Below are 17,847 nucleotides of genomic sequence, written 5' to 3'. Positions count from 1 at the left end.
CCCGGGATGCTGGGGCCGCCCTTTTTGATTTTTAGACACCAAAATGGTGGAAAGCTGTGGGTCTGCATTACCATTCTCTCATGCGAGACGGACTATAAACTTGTAATTATACGAATAAAGCCGGCAAATAGATGACTGCGAAACAGCCGACGTCAATGACTCGCGGAGTTCGCAAATACTTGACGTTGGATTACTATAGGCCCGTGAGTCTTTTGATAATGACGACTCATGGGAGGGAGCGAATGGGCACCGTCGTCGCCAGCTATGGCGACAATTTCACCCAAAGGATCAACGCGGTCTTTCCGGACGGCGGATTGAACGAGCTTGCGGGCTATGCCTTGAAGGCGCTCGGCGCGGCTACCGGCAACGCACTGATGAAGCCCGCCATGGACTTCCAGAACGTCGTCATGAAAAAGCTGTGGGGCGGAATGTTCTTTCCCGGGCTGGTCATTGTTTCCGACGACAGCGTCGAATTCAAACCCGCCGCCATCATCAAGATCCCGCTTTATCAGGGCATCGAGCGGATGGTGTTTCCATATGCGGACATTTTGGCGGTCGAGCGCGTCAAGAAGGGCCCGCTTATCAAACTGTCCGGCTTGAGTATCCACACCGAGAAAGGTGAGTTCCTGATAATGGCACCGTTCGATACGACCAAGATCCTCGCGAGCTTGGCACCCTTCGTCAAACTGACATAAGCAGGCGGCCGACCCGAAATCGTCCGTGCGACATCCTGCTCAAGCTTGCGCGAGGGCAGCCCCCCCCGTCAGCTCTCCGCCTTCTTCGCCGCACTGCGCGCCCTGAACCGCGCCGCCCAGCCCGGCTTCTCCTGCTGCGCGGGGCGGACCAGCGCGAGCGCGTCGGCGGCGACGTCCTCGGTGACGGTCGAGCCCGCCGCGACTATCGCGCCGCGTCCGATCGTCACCGGTGCCACCAGCGCGCTGTTCGAGCCGATGAACGCGCCCTCGCCGACCACCGTGCGATTCTTGAAGAAGCCATCGTAATTGCAGAAGATCGTGCCCGCGCCGATGTTCGCCTTGGCGCCGACCTCGCCGTCGCCCAGATAGGCCAGATGGTTGGCCTTGGCCCCCGCCCCCATCGTGACGTTCTTGACTTCGACGAAATTGCCGACATGCGCATCCGCCCCGATCACCGCGCCGGGCCGCAGCCGTGCGAACGGGCCGACCTGCGCGCCGGCCTCGATCCTCGCGCCTTCGAAATGGCTGAACGCCTTGATCGCGACACCGTCGGCGACGGTCACGCCGGGGCCGAAGACGACATTGGGTTCGATCGTGACGTCGCGGCCGATCGCGGTGTCCCAGGCGAACCAGACCGTGTGCGGCGCGACCAGGCTGGCGCCGTCGGCCATCGCCTGCGCGCGGCGCCGCGCCTGCCAGGCCTCCTCGACCTCGGCGAGCTCGGCACGGCTGTTGACGCCGGCGACCTCCCAGGCTTCGGCCTCGACCACCGCCGAGGCGCGGCCATCCGCCAGCGCCAGCATGACGATGTCGGGCAGATACTGCTCGCCCGCGGCATTGTCGCTGCCGACGCGCGCGAGCAGCGGCCACAGGTCGGCGGCGCGCACCGCCATCAGCCCCGAATTGCACAGGTCGACGCCGCGCTCGGCCTCGGTCGCGTCCTTATACTCGACCATGCGCGCGATCATGCCATGCTCGTCGAGCAGGATGCGGCCGTAGGCAAGCGGGTCGGCGGGGCGGAAGCCGAGCACCACGGCGGCAGGCGTGTCCGACTCGTGCAGCCGCGCGAGCAGCCGCGCGCAGGTTTCGGTCCGGACCAGCGGCACGTCGCCATAAAGGATCAGGATGTCGCCATCGAAGCCGTCGAGCGCGGCCTCGGCCTGCGCGACGGCATGGGCGGTGCCGAGTTGCGGCTCCTGCAGCGCAACGCGCGCGCCGCGGTCCTTGACCGCCGCCTCGACCTGCTCGCGCCCGGCACCGACCACCACGACCTCGGCGACTGGGGCCAACGCTTCGATCCCGGCGAGCAGATGCAGCAGCATCGGCCGCCCCGCGATCGGATGAAGCACCTTGTGGCGATCGGACTTCATCCGTGTGCCCTTGCCGGCGGCGAGGACGATGGCGGCGAACGGGCGGGGGGTGGCGATCTCTGTCATGGCGCGGGGAATGGCACGGCGCGCTTGCTTATTCCAGCACCCGCCGCCATCGCCCGGCCATGACCGCCATCCGCTTCAAGACCGTCGTGTTCGATCTCGACGGCACGCTCGCCGACACCGCGCCCGACCTCACTGCCGCGCTCAACCATGCGCTGGGTGAACTCGGCCGGCCGCCGGTACCCGCCGAGGACGTCCGCCACATGGTCGGCCACGGCGCCAAGGCGCTGCTGCGCAAAGGGCTGGTGGCGACGGGCGCGGTCTCCGAAGCGCTGGTGGACGAAGGTTTCCCGATCTTCCTCGCATATTACGAGGCGCATATCGCCGACCATAGTCGGCCCTTCCCCGGCGTCGAGCAGGCGCTCGCCGCACTGGAGGCCGCGGGAATTGCGATCGCGATCTGCACCAACAAGCTCGAGGGTCTGACCCACATCTTCCTGCGTGCGGTCGGCTGGGAGAGCCGGTTCGCCGCGGTGGTCGGCGGCGATACGCTGTCGGTGCGCAAGCCCGATCCCGCGCCGCTGCTCGAGGCGATCGCGCGCGCGGGCGGCGGCCCGGCCGCGTTCGTCGGCGACTCGATCACGGACACGGATACGGCGAAGGCAGCGGGCGTGCCGTGCGTCGCGCTCAGCTTCGGCTTCGCGGATCGTCCGGTAGGCGACCTCGGCGCCGACCGCGTGATCGACCATTGGGACGAGCTGCTCCAGACGCTGGAAGCCATGTAGTTCCCCGGCGAAAGCCGGGGCCCAGGTCCGGAGCCGGTGGCGGGTGGTGCGCTGTCGCAGCGATCTCGGGCCTGGGCCCCGGCCTGCGCCGGGGAACCGCTAGCGCGCCCGCCGCGCCTTGACCCAGAGATGCCGCGCCAGCATCGCCGGCGGCATGCGCAGCCAGTGCGAGCGGACGTAGAAGCCAAGCCGCGTGAACGGATACGGCTGGCGTCCCCAGCCGTCGCGGGCGACGAGGCGGCGGCGGTAGAGCGCATCTGCGCCACGGCGCACACGCCAGTTCGGCGGGATGGGCGTAGCATAGAGATCGTGAGCGAGCCGGACTGCGCGGCCGACTTCCCGCCGCAGCTGGTGGTGGCCCGCGCGCGCGGCCAGCGCCGCCCAGAAATCGGTACCGTCATATTCGCGCAGAAGCCGGTCGATATCCCATAGATTGCGCAGCCCGCCGGCAAGATCGCCGTCGCCGAACAGATGTACGGCAGCGTGGACGATCATGTCGGCGGGCGACAGTATCGACAGACCGTTGCCCAGCGGCACCGCGTCGGCGAGCAGCGCGGCGGCATCCGGCGTCGGTCGCGCGGTCGGCGGCAGGATGGTGTGGTGGACGTCGATCATCCGGTCGCGGTCGCGGTGGATCAGCGGCGGCAGCTCGTGCATCCAGCGGCGATAATAGGCGTCGTCATAGGCGTCGTCTTTCACCCATTCCCAGCCCGCGTCGAGCAGCGCCGCCTCGACCGCGGGCAAGTCGGCGCGGGGCACGAGGATGTCGAGGTCGCCGATCGACCGTCCCTGCCCCGCATCCAGCCCCGCCGCGACGAAGGCGGTGCCCTTCAGCAGCACGACCGGCACGCCCAGAGGGGCGAGCGCCCGGCGCGCCATCTCGGCCTCCCACAGCGCGGCACGGCGTTCCTGCGCGGCGCCCTCGGCGGCGTCGGCAAGGATGCGCGCGACCCCAGGCGGCACGGCGCGCGTATCCAGCCGGTGCGCGAGCGTCCCGATCAGCCGCTCGGCGCGCGCCGCGGTGAGCAGCGCGGTCCAGTCGTCGGCGCCGAGCGTCGCGACGCTGGTCGGATCGCGCAGCGCGGCGACAAGCAGGCGGGCGGCGTGGCTCATCGGGCGGCGACCAGATACCAGCGGTTCCCCGGCAAACGCCGCGGGCGAGAGATGCGAACGCCGCGCCCGAAGCCCCTGGGCCCCGGCTTTCGCCGGTAAACAGGCGTGTCCTGCCTCACGCCGCGCTCCACAGCCGCTCGACCAACGCCAGCCCCGCGGCGCTGTCCGGATAGCCGATCGCCAGCGCCGGCACGGTCTGCACCAGACGGGTCAGCGCCGAGAAGCCCGTCTGGCCCAGCGTCACATAGTTGGTCGAGGCCTGGGTCAGCCGCACGAAGGTTTCGCTCGGCGCCATAGTCTCGACCCGCTCGGGCTCGCCGAAGCGCGGGAACAGCAGCAATTTGGGCGGTGCGGCGTCCGTCATCCGCGAGATCGCGGTCTCGGGCGGGCGCCAATAGCCGATAGTCCCCTTGGGCGTGCCCGCGAGCACCGGCCCGACCATCCCGCCCGCCGCGCGCACCGCCGCCACCGCCTCGTTCTTCAAGCTGGCGGCACGCGGGAACGGATGGATCGCACCATCGTCCAGCGCCACGAACGCAAATTCATCACCGAGAAAGCGCCAGCCCGCCAGCGCCAGCAAGGTCGCCAGCGTCGACTTGCCCGAACCGCTGGCGCCCGACATCAGCAGCACGCGCCCGTCTCGCTCGACCGCCGAGCAATGCAGCAGCAGATGCCGCCGCCAGCCCAGTGCGACCTGCAGGTTCATCCCCATCTCGGCGGCGAGCAGGCCTTGCGCGAGCGGCAGCGGCGCGGCGTCGGGCAGCCAGAAATCGCCGCCGATCGCGACCGACGGTCGCAGCCAGCGTCGCCACGGCCGCTCTGGATAGAGCCGTACGGTCAGGTCGGGCACCTCGGCCTTCAGCGTCGGATAGCCGGCATATAGGCCGCGCAAAGCCGTAATCGGGGCGCGCCAGGTCGACCCGACGCGGAAACCGACCGGTCCGATCCGCAGCGCGTGGCTATGCCTCATGCCCGCCAGGCGAGCCCCGCAGCGACGAGTTCCTCCATCCGCGCGGCGATCGCGCCAACCGCGTCATCCTCGCCATTCAGATCATAGTGCGCGGCGAGACGATCACGGAGCGACGCCGCATCGGCCGGGCCGTCCGCGAGCGCGTCGAGCAGTTCGGGCGATGGCGCCGCCAACAAATGCGTTGCCCCCGACGGCCGATGATAGACCGCGATGAGCGCATCGAGCGGCACCGCGAGCCGCACGCTGGGCGGATCGACGGCATATACGGGGTCGGTCATGTCCGCGCCCCGGTCAGGGCCGCGGCGCCTGCAGCGAGGCGTAGCAGGTGAAGCCGCTGGTGCCGTGCTGCAGCCGCCGGATATAATTGACATAGGCCTCGCGCGCCGACGGGTCGATGCCCGCGGGAGTCTGGCCGCCGATCATCTTGCGCGCCTCGTCGCCGGTCAGCGGGCGCGGCGGCGGCGCGAACGCACCCTGCGTGCCGGGCGCGACGAGCTTGCCGTCGCTCGCGACATATTGCCCGTTGTGGGCCGGATCGGGGATCGGGATCTTGCAGTTGAGGACCGACGCGGCGGTCGACGCCAATGCCGGCCGGATCGTGACGACGGTGCTTGCCGCCGCCGCGCCGAGCATCAGCACGCCGCGCCGGCCGCGGGTCGCGGGGCGATCCGACGCGGCGCCGACCAGGCTTTTCTCCGGCCTGTCATAATCTTGCGCCATCACACCCCCATTGCGTCTACGGGCCTTCCATAACGACATTTGGAGCGCATCATAAGGGGCTGCGCGCGTCGCGCTCGACGAGGCGACACAAAGCGGGACGGAGCGACCACGGAATGGAGCGGATCGGGTTTACGGCGGTCATGGGGGTGCTGGCGCTGTCGTCGGGGCTGGCGCTGGCGATCGCCGCGGGCAGCGAACCGCTTGGTATCACCGCGGGTGTGCTTGGCGGCGTCGGCCTGACGTTGCTGCTATGGCTCGCACGGATGTGGGCCAGCACCGAGATCGGTCCGGCACGCGACGCCGTTCCTGCGGCATCGCCCTCCCCCTCCGAACCTCGCGTCGAAGACGTGCTGGGCGCGGTCGACGATCCGCTGCTGCTCGTCGAGGGTCGACAGGTCGTTCGCGCCAATGCGGCGGCGATCGCGGCGCTCGGCGAGCATGTCGTCGATGACGATATCCGCCTTGCGATCCGCCACCCGGCCGCGACCGAATTGCTCACCCGCGACGGCCATGCGGGCGGCAGCGTCGAGCTAATCGGGCTCGGCGACGCCGACCGCGTGTGGACGCTGTCGGTGCTCCCGCTCGGGCCGACGACGCGACTGGTGCGGTTGAGCGATCATAGCGCGACACGCGCGACCGAGCGGATGCGCGTCGATTTCGTCGCAAACGCCAGCCATGAGCTGCGCACCCCGCTCGCCAGCCTGATCGGCTTCATCGAGACGCTCGAAGATGCCAACGGCCCCGACGACGCGACGATCCGGATCCGCTTTCTCGCTATCATGGCAGGCGAGGCGCGACGGATGCAGCGGCTGGTCGACGACCTGATCTCGCTCTCGCGGATCGAGGCCGACAAGCACCGTGCCCCCGCCGACGCCGTGCCGCTCGGCGCGCTCGCACGGGAAACCGCCGACACGCTGCGCGGCAGCCGCAGCGATGCGGCGCGGATCACATTGGCGATCGAGGACGGACTCCCGCCGGTTTCGGGCGACCGCGCGCAGCTGTCGCAGCTGCTCCACAATCTGATCGGCAACGCGCTCAAATATGGCGATGCCGCCAAGCCGGTGCGCGTCTCGGTCGCGCGGGATGCCGGCGGCATGGTGCGGCTCGCGGTGGCCGACGAGGGCGACGGCATCCCGCCGCGTCACCTGCCCCGGCTGACCGAACGCTTCTACCGCGTCGACCCGGGCCGCAGCCGCGCGGCGGGGGGCACCGGGCTCGGTCTCGCGATCGTCAAGCACATCGTCGAACGCCATCGCGGCCGGCTCGATATAGCGAGCACGCAGGGCGTCGGCACGACCGTCACGGTGCTGCTGCCAGCGCTGGTCGAAGCGCGAAACGCGGCGGCGGCCGAGTAATCCATCGCGGTTGCCCCGGTGACGAGCGACGGTGGGCCGCGTGCCGGCTTTCCCGAGGCTGACGCCCCGCACTTGTGCGCCCCGCCTGTCGCGCTAGGCAGGGGCCATGCGTCGAACCGTCTTCCTAGCCCTGCTGAGTGCGCTCGCCGCGTGCGGCAAGTCGCCGCCGCGCGCCCCGCATCAAATCCACATCGTCGGGTCGAGCGCGGGCTTCCCCTTCTCGTCCAGCGCGGCCGAGCGATTGATGCGGGAGGATGCCGAGGCGATCGCGCCGCTGGTCCGCGCCGGAGGGACCGGCGAAGGCATCGCGCGCTTCTGCGACGGTCCGGGGCGCCGCCACCCCGACCTTGTCCTCGCCACGCGCGACATGACGCCCGCCGAAACCCAGCGCTGCGCCGCCAATGGCGTGACGCGCGTTGCACGCGTGCCGATCGGCTTCACCGCGCTAGTGCTCGTCACCGCAAAGCATGGCCCGAACCTGCCGCTCACGCGGTCGGCGCTCACCGCCGCGCTCACGACGAACGCCAAGAGCTGGTCGCAGGTCGACCCTGTTTTGCCCGCGACGCTGATCCGCCTCATCGGTCCCGCCCCCGACCCCGCGATCGCCGACGGCGTGTCTGACCTTCTGCCGCCGACCGATGCGTCACATATTCGTCATGATGGTGCCTATACCGGCTACGGCGCCGATGCGGAGCGGGTCGCGCGCGCCGTGATTGCAGCGCCTGCCGCGGTCGGCCTGCTCCCCTATGCACAGGCATGGCTGCACCGGGATGCGCTACGTTTCCTGACGCTCGACGGCGTTTCGCCGACACCCGCCACGATCGCGACCAACCGCTATCCTGCCAGCGCGCCGCTGTTCCTGCTCGCCAAGCCCGACGAGGCGGCGCACGTGCCTGCATTGCCACGTCTGCTCGGCTATTATGCCGATGGCGTGATGCCGGCTGGTGCCTTTGCCACGCAAGGGCTGGTGCCGCTTGCCAACGCCCGCGAGACACGGCGCGCGTTGCTTCGGATCGGCGGCCGCTGACGACGCTTCTCGATATTGTAACAATCGGCGTGCAGAGCGCCCCACGAACAAGCGCGCCCTTTCGCCTGCCGCATCCGCCGGCTAGTCTCGGGCGGCATCGACTGGGGATTTCACGATGGCGACCACCGGCCACACGGTCAAAGCGTTCGACAGCGATCTCGGGCAGATCCGCGGCCTCGTATCGGAAATGGGCGGCCGCGCCGAAGCCGCGATCGCCGCCAGTATCGAAGCGCTGGCACGGCTCGATCTCGATACCGCGGCGCGGATCGTCGAGGAGGATCGCAAGATCGACGAACTCGAGGCCGAGGTCGAGCGCCAGGTGATCCGCCTGATCGCGCTGCGTGCGCCGATGGCGGACGATCTGCGCGACGCGGTCGCCGCGCTCAAGATCTCGGGCGTGATCGAGCGCATCGGCGATTATGCCAAGAACATCGCCAAGCGTGTGCCGCTGCTGGCCGAGCTGCGCAATTCGGAGCCGATGGCGATCCTGCCGGCGATGGCGCGCTCGGTCAGCGACATGGTCCGCGGCGCGCTCGACGCCTATGCCGCACGCGACGCCAAGGCGGCGGTGCTCGTCCAAGAATCGGACCGGCATGTCGACGATTTCTACAACAGCCTGTTCCGCACGCTGCTGACCTACATGATGGAAAATCCGACCAGCATCACGCAGTCGGCGCATCTCCTCTTCATCGCCAAGAATCTCGAGCGGATTGGCGATCATGCGACCAATATCGCGGAAATGGTCTATTTCGCCGCGACCGGCGACCAGCTCGTCGACCGCCCGCGCGGTCCAGATCCCTATGCCGCGATGGCGGAGCGCACCTGAAATGCCCGGCCGCGTCCTGCTCGTCGAGGACGATGCCGCGCTCGCGGAACTCGTCTCCTTCCATCTCGAACGCGACGGCTTCACGGTCGAGCGCACCCCGGATGGCGAGGAAGCCCTGCTGCTCGCGTCGGAAAACGTGCCCGATCTGGTTCTGCTCGACTGGATGGTCGAAGGCATTTCGGGGATCGAGGTGTGCCGCCGCCTGCGCCGCCGCGCCGAGACCGCCAATGTCCCGATCATCATGCTCACCGCGCGCGGCGAGGAAGAGGATCGGGTGCGCGGTCTCGAGACCGGCGCCGACGACTATGTCACCAAGCCTTTTTCGCCGCGCGAGCTGATCGCGCGCGTCGCGGCGGTGTTGCGTCGGGTGCGCCCGGCCTTGGCCGGCGAGCGGCTCGAATATGGCGGCATCGAGATGGACCTGGTCGGTCATAAGGTCCGCCGCGATGGTTCGGGGATCGCGCTCGGGCCGACCGAATTCCGGCTGCTGCGGCATTTCCTCGAACATCCCGGCCGCGTCTTCTCGCGCGAACGCCTGCTCGATTCGGTCTGGGGTCGCGAGGCCGACATCGAGCCGCGCACCGTCGACGTCCACATCCGCCGCCTGCGCAAGGCGATCAACGACGACGGCGCGATGCCCGACATCATCCGGACGGTGCGCTCGGCAGGCTATGCGCTCGACAGCGAGGCGCAGGGCTGAGCCTTGTTCCCCTCCCTAAAAGGGAGGGGTTGGGGGTGGGTTCGTCTCTGCAGAAGACCTTCCGCCAGCCCCAGACGAATCCACCCCCTACCCCTCCCTTTCAGGGGGGGCCGCATCCGGCAACAAGCGTATTGCCCATCTAACACAGTGCGCTTATCCTCTCGGCAGGAGGACCAGCATGTTCAGCGACGACGATCTCGAGGCGGCGGTGGCCGCGGGCGTGGTGGACCGGCCGACGGTCGAGCGGATGCGCGGCTTCCTCGCCGCGCGCAACCGCACCGCGCTGGTCGACGAAGAACATTTTCGGCTGGTCTCGGGGTTCAACGACATCTTCGTGTCGATCGCGAGCATCCTGCTGCTCGTCGCGGTCGGCTGGATCGGCCTGGCGATCCCGCTCGGTCTTGCCAACACGCCCGGCCCGCTCGGCGGGCTGTTCGTCGCGGCCGTCGCGTGGCCGCTCGCCGAGATGTTCACCGCGCGGCGACGGCTAGCGCTGCCGTCGATCCTGCTGCTGGTTGCGTTCGTCGGCGGATTGTTCGCCGCCGCCATGGCGCTCGCCTTCGCGATCGTCGGAACCAGCAGCAGCGTCACGATGGGCGTCGCGCCCTTCTCGCTGATCGTCGCGGGGGCGGCGTTGATCGCCGCGGTCGGCGCCTATGTCCACTGGCGCCGCTTTCATGTCCCGATCACGATCGCGGCGGGTGCCGCGGCGCTGGTGTCGGTGGTGCTCGGCCTGCTGAGCGCCGCGCTGCCGGCGTTCCGCGAGCATCTGACGCTCCCCGCCGTCCTCGCCGGTCTGTGCGTGTTCGCGCTGGCGATGCGCTGGGACATGAGCGATCCCCAGCGCGAGACGCGGCGCGCCGATGTCGCCTTCTGGCTGCACCTGCTGGCGGCGCCGTTGATCGTCCACCCGGTGTTCGCGATGATGGGGCTGCCCGGCGGCGGCGCGGGGCTCGGCGGTGCCGGTGTGGTGATACTGCTGTACGTACTGCTCGGGCTGGTCGCGCTGGCGATCGACCGGCGTGCGCTGATGGTCTCGGCTCTGGCCTATGTGCTCTACGCGCTGTCGTCGCTGTTCCGCGAATTCGGCGCGCTCAGCCTGAACGTCGCGCTGACCGCGCTCGTACTGGGCTCGGCGCTGCTGCTGCTGTCGGCCTATTGGACGAGCGTGCGCGCGGCGGTGCTGGCGATGCTGCCCGAGGGGGTGCGGGTGCGCCTGCCCGCGGCGTCGGTGGTCGTGGCGCGATCGGCCTGACGCCCGCTCCCCGGCACACGCCGGGGTCCAGGCCTCACCCTGCTGATCGACCGCGACGCCTGCCACCAACAACGGGCCTGGGCCTCAGCCTGCACCGTCGATCCCTCAGTCCTCGACGAGCTTGAGCAGCTTTCGCTCGACCGGCGCCAGCACGGGCCCGAGATCGGCGCCGCGCTTGAGCACGGCACCATGTTCGCCGACCAGCGCCCACATGCCCTGGCGCTGGCGGAGCGCGGGCCGCTTCTCGATGCGGAATTCGGGACGCTCGGCGGTGCGGCGGAAGGCGGAGAAGATCGCCGCGTCGCGACCGAGATCGATCGCATAATCCTTCCAATGCCCCGCCGCGACCATTCGCCCATAGAGATCGAGAATGCGCGCCAGCTCGGCGCGCTCGAAGCCGACCTGGGTCGCCCGCGACGGGCCGCCCGGAAACGGCGTGACGACTGCGCTCACGCACTCTCCCGATCGGGATCGCGCCGCGCCAGCATCGCGCGCGCGTCATCGCGCTCGCCGATCACTTCGTCGACCCGCTTGCGCAACTGCTCGAGTTCGCAGCGCAGCAATTCGAGCTTTTGCGTTGCGGGATCATGCTGCTCGCTGCAGATCGTACCATAAGGGGTGAAGCGCTGCGTCTCGGTCGCATCGACCAGCGTCGACTTGGCCGGGATGCCGACCATCGTGGCGCCCGCCGGCACGTCGCGCGTGACGACCGCATTGGCACCGATGCGCGAGCCTTCGCCGACGGTGATCGGCCCGAGCACCTGCGCGCCCGATCCGATCACCGCGCCGTCGAGGATGGTGGGGTGGCGTTTGCCTGGCCTGCCGTTGACGGGGTTGGTGCCGCCCAGCGTGACATTCTGATAGATCGTCACATCGTCGCCGATCACCGACGTCTCGCCGATCACGCTGAAGCCGTGGTCGATGAAGAAGTTGCGGCCGATCGTGGCGCCCGGATGAATGTCGATCGCGGTCCACAGCCGCGACCAATGGTTGACCAGCCGCGCGAGAAAAAACAGCCGCGCGCCGAACAGCGCGTGCGCGATGCGGTGGTAGCCGAGCGCCCAAACGCCTGGATAGAGGAGCACTTCCCAGCGCGTGCGCGGCGCGGGATCGCGCGCCTTGATGGAATCGAGATAGGCAACCAGCCGGCTCGGCATGGCGAAGCTCCCCTTGGACCGCGCGCTATTTAGGCGATCGGTGCGGGAATTGCGAGGGGGCGCCCGCAAACCTTCCCATCTGCGATGGGGAGGAAGACCGCCGCAGGGCGGTGGAGGGGCCGCCGTCGCAGACGGCGGTGTGCCGCCGCCGCCCCTCCACCACCGGCTTCGCCGGCGGTCACCCTCCCCATGCGATGCTTGGGGAGGATGTCATCGCCTCACAGCGTGGCGTGGATCGTCGCCAGCGCCTTGATCACCGCGGCGACGCGGGCGCCAGCCTGGATCGCATCGGAGGCGACGCCATGCTGTTTGAGCACCTTCTCATGGCTGTCGATGCACATGCCGCAGCCATTCATCGCGGAGACCGCAAGGCTGAACAGCTCGAAGTCGGCCTTGTCGATGCCGGGATTGCCGATCACGTTCATCCGCAGCTTCGCCGGCAGCGTGCCATATTCGGGGTTCGAGGCGAGATGGACGAAGCGATAATAGACGTTGTTCATCGCCATGACCGCCGCCGCCGCGCGCGCCGCATTGGCGGCCTCCGGGGTCAGCTTGCCTTCGCATTCGGCTTCGGCGGCCGCGACGACGGGCTTGTAGCCGGTGCCATGCGCGCAGCTGAGCAGCAGGCCATATTTGCGCTGGTCGCCCAGCGTCTGGTCGGAGAGCAGCGAACCGACGTTGAGCCGGATGTCCTTGGCGTAATCGGGCAGGGCCTCGGCGAGCGTCTTGAGCGACATGGCAATATCCTATTCATGGAAAGGGGCGCGCAAGCCTGAGCCTGCGCGCCCCAGTGGAGCGCGGCCGGTCAAGGAGGGGGGAGCCCGACCGCGCTAGCTGGATTGAAGCGCGCCGATCAGGCGGCGGGCTTCAGAACCTCTTCGCCCGACGACCAGTTGCAGGGGCAGAGCTCGTCGGTCTGCAGCGCGTCGAGGACGCGAAGCGCCTCGGCCGGGTTGCGGCCCTGGTTGAGGCCGTTGACCGTGACATGCTGGATGACATTGTGCGGATCGACGATGAAGGTCGCGCGGAACGCGACGCCCTCGGGCTCGGCGACGATGCCCAGCGCCGATGCGAGCTTCTTCGAATTGTCGGCGATCCACGGGAAGTCGCACTTCTCGAGACGCTCGTCGGACTTGCGCCACGCGAAATGGACGAAGTCGGTGTCGGTCGAGGCGCCGATCAGCACCGCGTCGCGATCCTCGAAGTCGCTCTTGAGGTCGCCATAGCCGATGATCTCGGTCGGGCAGATGAAGGTGAAATCCTTCGGCCAGAAGAACACGACCTTCCACTTGCCACCGGTCTCGCCGGTGTCGATCGTCTCGCCATTGGGAAGCGCTGCGACGCCCTGCTGCACGGGGAGGGTCAGGGCGGGGAACTTATCGCCAACGGTCAGCATGAATTTGGTCTCCTGTGTGCAGATGCGAAAATCACAATGCCGCTTTGCAGCATTGCATATCGTCGAGCAAATCGATTATTCCACGCGCTATGATCGAAAAACTTATTTCATGAGCATCTACGTCCCGACGCTGAAGCAGCTGCAATATCTGATTGCGCTGCAGGAACATGGCCATTTCGGCAACGCGGCCGAGGCATGTTTCGTGACGCAGTCGACGCTGTCGGCGGGTCTTCGCGAGCTCGAATCGCTGCTCGAGTTGACGCTGGTCGAGCGGACGCGTCGCGTCGTGCGATTCACCCCGGTCGGCGAGCTGATCGCCAAGCAGGCGCGGCGCGTGATGGCCGAGGCCGAAAATCTCACGGATCTTGCGCGGACGGCGGGCAAGCCGCTGTCGGGCGAGCTGCGGATGGGGGTGATCCCGACGATCGCGCCGTTCCTGCTGCCGCGCTTGCTGCCCAAGCTGCGCGCCGACTGGCCCGACCTGAAGCTATATCTGCGCGAGGAGGTGACCGCGTCGGCGTGCGATTCGCTCCAGCGGGGGCGGCTCGACTGCGTGCTTCTGGCGCTGCCCTATCGGTGCGGCGAGGTCGACTCGGCCGACCTGTTCGACGACAGGCTGTATCTCGCCTTCCAGAAATCGCGCGAGGATGACTATCCGCTCAGCATCCCGTCGGATGCGATCGATGAGCACTCGCTGCTGCTGCTCGAGGACGGGCACTGCCTCAAGGATCATGCGCTGGCGGCGTGCAACCGGCCGGATCTCGGTGCCGAGGCGACGATGCTCGGCACCTCGCTGCACACGCTGGTGCAGATGGTCGACAATGGCCTGGGGGTGACGCTGCTCCCCGAAATGGCGATCGCGGCGGGCATCCTCAACGGCACCGGCGTGATCACCCGCCCGCTCGACACCGAGAAGCCGTCACGGCGGATCGCGCTGGCGTGGCGCAAGGGCAGCCCGAGGGCGAAGGAATTCGTCCTGCTCGCGGACGCGCTCAGGAATGCGGCCTGACGTTCTGCCAGTTCCCCGGCGCAGGCCCGCACGCCGTCGCTCGCGCAACGCCAGAATAGCGAGCTGAGGCCTGAGCCCCGGCGTGCGCCGGAGAACAGGTCAGGCGCGTCGCGTCAGGGCCGCCCGTGCTCGGCGCTGGCTTCCCACGCCGCCGCGGTGTCGGCATCCGCCGCGGTCGCCTCGACCCAGCGGGCCGTCCCGTCGGCGAAGCGTTCCTGCTTCCAGAACGGGGCCCGCGTCTTCGCCCAGTCGATCAGGAAGGCGCAGGCCGAAAGCGCCGCACCGCGATGCCGCGCCGCGGTCGCCACCAGCACGATGCGGTCGCCCACGCCCAGCGTGCCATGGCGGTGGATCAGGGTCAGCCCGAGCAGCGGCCAGCGCGCCTGGGCATCGGCCGCAATATCCTCGAGTGCGCGCCGGGTCATGCCGGGATAGGCTTCGAGATGCAGCGATTCGAGCCCGCCATGCTCGTCGGCGCCACCGCGCACCACGCCTGTGAAGCTGGCAATCCCGCCGCCGCCCAAGGCCTCGAGCCGCGCCAGCTCGGCGCCGACGTCGAAATCGGCGGTCTCGACCAGGACGCGGGCGCTCATCCGCCCGTCACCGGTGGGAACAGCGCAATCTCGCGGGCGCCGGCGATCGGCGCGTCGAGCGGCGCAAAGGCCTGGTCGACCGCGCAGCGCAGCCGTGCCGGTTCGGCAAAGGCTTGCGCATAGCCCCCGCCCCGCCCGGCGAGCCAATCGACCAACGCCGCGACCGTCCGCACCTCGGCGGGGGGCGAGACCGTCTCGCCATCGCGGCCGATCGCTTCGCGCACCCAGGCGAAATACAGCAACTCGATCGCCATGCTCAATCCATATGCCGCAGGCCGACGCGCAGATAGTCCCACCCCGTCAGCAGCGTCAGCACCGCGGCGAGCCACAGGCAGCCCAGCCCGAGCAGATGCACCCATGGCTGGCCGGGCAACGCGCCGGCGAGGATCAGCGCACCGAGCGAGACCATCTGGAAGGTCGTCTTCCACTTCGCGAGCCGGCTGACCGGGATCGACACCGACAGCTGTGCTAGGAATTCGCGCAACCCCGAGACCGCGATCTCGCGAAGCAGGATGATCAATGCGGCGATGACATGCCAGCCCGCGATCACCGGATGCCCGCCGATCACCTGCTCGGTCGAGACCAGCATGACGACGGTCGCGGCGACCATGATCTTGTCGGCGATCGGATCGAGGAAGATGCCGAGCTTCGACACCGTGCCCTGCGCACGGGCGAGATAACCGTCGAAATAATCGGTGATCCCCGCGATGCAGTAGATCAGGAACGCCAGCGCATAGCCCAGCCAGCCGGGATGCCACAGCAAGGCGACGAGGATCGGCACCGCGAAGATCCGCGACAGCGTGAGCAGGTTGGGGAGCGACAGCATATACCGGCGATACATCCGATCGCGGCGGTGGGCAAAGCCGATCGGATCGGAGACGTTTAGCCTTGTCGTTCCCCGGCGCACGCCGGGGCCTAGACCCACATCGCCTAGTCGAGCGCCGCGCCCACCCCACGGTACGGGCCTGGCCCGGCTTTCGCCGGGAACGCAAGCAGGCGCATCAATTGCTTCTCCGTTCCCCGGCGCACGCCGGGGTCCAGGCCCGACATCGCCCGGTCGAGCCCCGCGCCCCCCCGCAGTGCGGGCCTGGGCCCCGGCTCACCTGGGGAACGGAAGCAGGCGCACCAATTGCTTCTCCGTTCCCCGGCGCACGCCGGGGTCCAGGCCGACATCGCCTGGTCGAGTGCAGCGCCCGCCCCATGGTACGGGCGGGGCCCCGGCCTTCGCCGGGGAACGACGAAGGCCGTCCCGTCCTTTGGCCACGCTACGACCGATCGCGATTTGGCGCATCCGCGCGGCTGCGCTATGGAAGCGGCCAGAGTGGGCAGATCGGGTCGTCACGTTCGTCTATGCAGGCATCACTGAAGCTCCTCACGCGGCGGCGATTCCTGCCGCTGTTCACCACCCAGACGCTGGGCGCGTTCAACGACAATCTCTTCAAGACCGCGATGGTGATGCTTGTCACCTACCGGATTTTCTCGGACGACAAGCTCGAGGCGTCGTTCAACGCCGCGGTCAACGCGCTATTTATCCTGCCTTTTTTCCTGTTCTCCGCCCTCGCCGGCCAACTTGCTGATTGCCGCGACAAGGCCTGGATCATCCGTATCGTCAAGACCTGCGAGATCGGCATCATGGCGGTCGGCGCAGCCGGACTGCTCATCCAGTCGGTTCCGCTCCTGCTCACCGCTTTGTTCGCGATGGGGGTGCATTCGACCTTCTTCGGCCCGATCAAATATGCGCTCCTTCCCCAGCATCTCCACCGCGACGAAGTGCTTGGCGGCACCGGTCTGGTCGAGGCGGGCACCTATGGCGGCGTGCTGCTCGGCATCATCGTCGGCGGGATCATCCCCGCGAACGCGGCGGCGGCGACCGTGCTCGCGGTCGCGCTCGTCGGTCGGATCGCCGGCCAGCAGGTGCCCCCCGCCCCGCCGGTGATCGAGGATCACAGCATCGACTTCCACGTCATACGCTCGTCGATCCGGCTGGTATCCGAGACCATGCATGTGCCGCGGCTGTTCCTCGCGATCCTCGCGATCAGCTGCTTCTGGATGCAGGCGGCGATCCTCGGCACGCTGTTCGTTCCGCTCGTCAAGAACGTGCTGCAGGCCGACCAGCATGTCGCGACGCTGTTCCTGGCGGTGTTCTCGGTCGGCGTAGGCATCGGCTCGATCGCGATCAACCGCCTGCTCGGCGGCACCGTCTCGGCGCGCTACGCGCCCGCCGCGGCGCTCATCATGGGATTGTTCCTGCTCGATCTGCACCATGTCGTCGAACATTGGGACGCGCCCGACGCGGTCGTCGGTTGGCGCGATTTCCTCGAGCTTCACAACGCCCGCCACATTCTGGCCGACCTGTTCGGCGTCGCGGTGTTTGGCGGAATGTTCGTGGTGCCGCTCTACGCGTTCCTCACCACCGCGGTCGACAAGCTCCACACGGCGCGGACGATGGCGGCGAACAACATCGTCAATTCGGGCGCGATGGTGTTGGGCGCGATGCTCTTCGTGGGGCTTGTTCATGCCGGCGTACCGGTCGCCGACACGCTGATCGCGACCGCGCTGGGCAGTGCCGCCGCCGCCGGGATCGCGTGGCGGCTGCACCGGGCCTGCCGCCCGGCGCTCAGCTCAGCATGATCAGGAAGAAGACGAGCCCGGCGACGTAGCAGCCGACGAAGAAGCGCAGGTCGCTCGGCCAGCTGGCGGGCTCGGTCACCGATGCGAGGGACGCCGCACCATGCGCCGACGGCGGCGCCAGCAGCAGCGGACGCGGACGACGACGGCGGATGATCGCCGGGTGGAGCGGTGCCGTCGACGGGGCCGGCGACAGGGCGTGCGATGCGCTATTCATACGCGCATCTTAACCGCGCGTTTACTTT

Annotated in this window: 22 protein-coding genes; 9 read left to right on the top strand and 13 right to left on the bottom strand. The window is 68.5% G+C overall.

The genetic code is table 11. The features are described from left to right. The first annotated feature begins 242 nt into the window (after positions 1-242). Complete coding sequence (locus Q0326_RS02270; RefSeq protein ID WP_298686646.1) at positions 243-695, top strand: hypothetical protein; 453 nt, start codon at positions 243-245, stop codon at positions 693-695. A 68-nt stretch (positions 696-763) separates the two neighbouring features. Here Q0326_RS02270 and glmU read toward each other — a convergent pair whose 3' ends face one another. Further along, positions 764-2,131 (bottom strand): bifunctional UDP-N-acetylglucosamine diphosphorylase/glucosamine-1-phosphate N-acetyltransferase GlmU, encoded by a 1,368-nt coding sequence (gene glmU, locus Q0326_RS02265; protein WP_298686644.1) that lies wholly within the window; start codon positions 2,129-2,131, stop codon positions 764-766. A gap of 59 nt (positions 2,132-2,190) precedes the next feature. On the opposite strand from glmU, the gene gph reads away from it, so the two are divergent. Continuing rightward, positions 2,191-2,853 (top strand): phosphoglycolate phosphatase, encoded by a 663-nt coding sequence (gene gph, locus Q0326_RS02260; RefSeq protein ID WP_298686642.1) that lies wholly within the window; start codon positions 2,191-2,193, stop codon positions 2,851-2,853. Positions 2,854-2,952: 99 nt separating this feature from the next. Here gph and Q0326_RS02255 read toward each other — a convergent pair whose 3' ends face one another. The 4 genes from Q0326_RS02255 to Q0326_RS02240 form a co-directional block, all read right to left on the bottom strand. Next, complete coding sequence (locus tag Q0326_RS02255; protein WP_298686640.1) at positions 2,953-3,966, bottom strand: nucleotidyltransferase family protein; 1,014 nt, start codon at positions 3,964-3,966, stop codon at positions 2,953-2,955. A 115-nt stretch (positions 3,967-4,081) separates the two neighbouring features. Next, positions 4,082-4,936 carry an HprK-related kinase A gene (locus Q0326_RS02250; RefSeq protein WP_298686638.1) on the bottom strand — a complete coding sequence of 285 codons (855 nt, stop codon included), beginning with the start codon at positions 4,934-4,936 and terminating at the stop codon, positions 4,082-4,084. Further along, a complete protein-coding gene (locus Q0326_RS02245; protein ID WP_298686636.1) occupies positions 4,933-5,214 on the bottom strand; it encodes an HPr-rel-A system PqqD family peptide chaperone in 282 nt (93 codons plus the stop codon). The genes Q0326_RS02250 and Q0326_RS02245 overlap by 4 nt, the downstream gene beginning before the upstream one ends. A gap of 13 nt (positions 5,215-5,227) precedes the next feature. Next, the gene (locus Q0326_RS02240; protein ID WP_363303550.1) at positions 5,228-5,656 is read right to left on the bottom strand and encodes a hypothetical protein; all 429 of its coding nucleotides are present in this window, start codon (positions 5,654-5,656) and stop codon (positions 5,228-5,230) included. A gap of 113 nt (positions 5,657-5,769) precedes the next feature. Here Q0326_RS02240 and Q0326_RS02235 point away from each other — a divergent pair, with 113 nt between their 5' ends. The 5 genes from Q0326_RS02235 to Q0326_RS02215 all read left to right on the top strand — a co-directional run bounded on the left by Q0326_RS02235 (position 5,770) and on the right by Q0326_RS02215 (position 10,819). Next, entirely contained in the window at positions 5,770-7,011 is a 1,242-nt protein-coding gene (locus tag Q0326_RS02235) for an ATP-binding protein (RefSeq protein ID WP_298686634.1), read from the top strand. A 106-nt stretch (positions 7,012-7,117) separates the two neighbouring features. Beyond that, a complete protein-coding gene (locus Q0326_RS02230; protein WP_298686631.1) occupies positions 7,118-8,038 on the top strand; it encodes a substrate-binding domain-containing protein in 921 nt (306 codons plus the stop codon). Positions 8,039-8,153: 115 nt separating this feature from the next. After that, complete coding sequence (gene phoU / locus Q0326_RS02225) at positions 8,154-8,864, top strand: phosphate signaling complex protein PhoU (RefSeq protein WP_298686629.1); 711 nt, start codon at positions 8,154-8,156, stop codon at positions 8,862-8,864. 1 nt (position 8,865) lies between these two features. Continuing rightward, positions 8,866-9,564, top strand: coding sequence for a phosphate regulon transcriptional regulator PhoB (gene phoB / locus Q0326_RS02220; RefSeq protein ID WP_298686627.1), 699 nt, complete (start codon positions 8,866-8,868; stop codon positions 9,562-9,564). Positions 9,565-9,742: 178 nt separating this feature from the next. Continuing rightward, positions 9,743-10,819, top strand: a complete 1,077-nt coding sequence (locus tag Q0326_RS02215) for a hypothetical protein (RefSeq protein ID WP_298686625.1) — start codon at positions 9,743-9,745, stop codon at positions 10,817-10,819. 105 nt (positions 10,820-10,924) lie between these two features. Here Q0326_RS02215 and Q0326_RS02210 read toward each other — a convergent pair whose 3' ends face one another. From Q0326_RS02210 to Q0326_RS02195, 4 genes are all read right to left on the bottom strand, one after another. Continuing rightward, on the bottom strand, positions 10,925-11,272 hold the full coding sequence (locus tag Q0326_RS02210; protein WP_298686623.1) for a DUF2794 domain-containing protein: 348 nt from the start codon (positions 11,270-11,272) through the stop codon (positions 10,925-10,927). After that, the gene (epsC, locus tag Q0326_RS02205) at positions 11,269-11,976 is read right to left on the bottom strand and encodes a serine O-acetyltransferase EpsC (RefSeq protein ID WP_298686620.1); all 708 of its coding nucleotides are present in this window, start codon (positions 11,974-11,976) and stop codon (positions 11,269-11,271) included. The genes Q0326_RS02210 and epsC overlap by 4 nt, the downstream gene beginning before the upstream one ends. Before the next feature lie 218 nt (positions 11,977-12,194). Further along, positions 12,195-12,713: a carboxymuconolactone decarboxylase family protein gene (locus tag Q0326_RS02200; protein WP_298686618.1), complete on the bottom strand. Its 519-nt coding sequence runs from the start codon at positions 12,711-12,713 to the stop codon at positions 12,195-12,197. A gap of 116 nt (positions 12,714-12,829) precedes the next feature. Then, positions 12,830-13,372, bottom strand: coding sequence for a peroxiredoxin (locus Q0326_RS02195; RefSeq protein ID WP_298686616.1), 543 nt, complete (start codon positions 13,370-13,372; stop codon positions 12,830-12,832). 109 nt (positions 13,373-13,481) lie between these two features. Here Q0326_RS02195 and Q0326_RS02190 point away from each other — a divergent pair, with 109 nt between their 5' ends. Further along, positions 13,482-14,381: a LysR substrate-binding domain-containing protein gene (locus tag Q0326_RS02190; protein ID WP_298686614.1), complete on the top strand. Its 900-nt coding sequence runs from the start codon at positions 13,482-13,484 to the stop codon at positions 14,379-14,381. Positions 14,382-14,494: 113 nt separating this feature from the next. Here Q0326_RS02190 and Q0326_RS02185 read toward each other — a convergent pair whose 3' ends face one another. The 3 genes from Q0326_RS02185 to pgsA are packed head-to-tail and all read right to left on the bottom strand — an operon-like array spanning position 14,495 to position 15,800. Beyond that, complete coding sequence (locus Q0326_RS02185) at positions 14,495-14,974, bottom strand: molybdenum cofactor biosynthesis protein MoaE (RefSeq protein WP_298686612.1); 480 nt, start codon at positions 14,972-14,974, stop codon at positions 14,495-14,497. Beyond that, positions 14,971-15,228, bottom strand: a complete 258-nt coding sequence (gene moaD / locus Q0326_RS02180; protein ID WP_298686610.1) for a molybdopterin converting factor subunit 1 — start codon at positions 15,226-15,228, stop codon at positions 14,971-14,973. The genes Q0326_RS02185 and moaD overlap by 4 nt, the downstream gene beginning before the upstream one ends. Positions 15,229-15,230: 2 nt before the next feature. Next, on the bottom strand, positions 15,231-15,800 hold the full coding sequence (pgsA, locus tag Q0326_RS02175) for a CDP-diacylglycerol--glycerol-3-phosphate 3-phosphatidyltransferase (RefSeq protein ID WP_298686608.1): 570 nt from the start codon (positions 15,798-15,800) through the stop codon (positions 15,231-15,233). Positions 15,801-16,324: 524 nt separating this feature from the next. On the opposite strand from pgsA, the gene Q0326_RS02170 reads away from it, so the two are divergent. Further along, the gene (locus Q0326_RS02170) at positions 16,325-17,605 is read left to right on the top strand and encodes an MFS transporter (RefSeq protein ID WP_298686606.1); all 1,281 of its coding nucleotides are present in this window, start codon (positions 16,325-16,327) and stop codon (positions 17,603-17,605) included. Here the strand turns inward: Q0326_RS02170 and Q0326_RS02165 are convergent. Beyond that, the gene (locus Q0326_RS02165; protein ID WP_298686604.1) at positions 17,592-17,819 is read right to left on the bottom strand and encodes a hypothetical protein; all 228 of its coding nucleotides are present in this window, start codon (positions 17,817-17,819) and stop codon (positions 17,592-17,594) included. The two genes, Q0326_RS02170 and Q0326_RS02165, sit on opposite strands and share 14 nt — an antisense overlap. Between the last annotated feature and the right edge of the window lie 28 nt (positions 17,820-17,847).

The organism is uncultured Sphingomonas sp. (assembly GCF_937859915.1).
Classification (GTDB): Bacteria; Pseudomonadota; Alphaproteobacteria; order Sphingomonadales; family Sphingomonadaceae; genus Solisphingomonas.
Note: the sequence above shows the minus strand (reverse complement) of the source record. Positions and strands in the feature narration are given on the sequence as shown.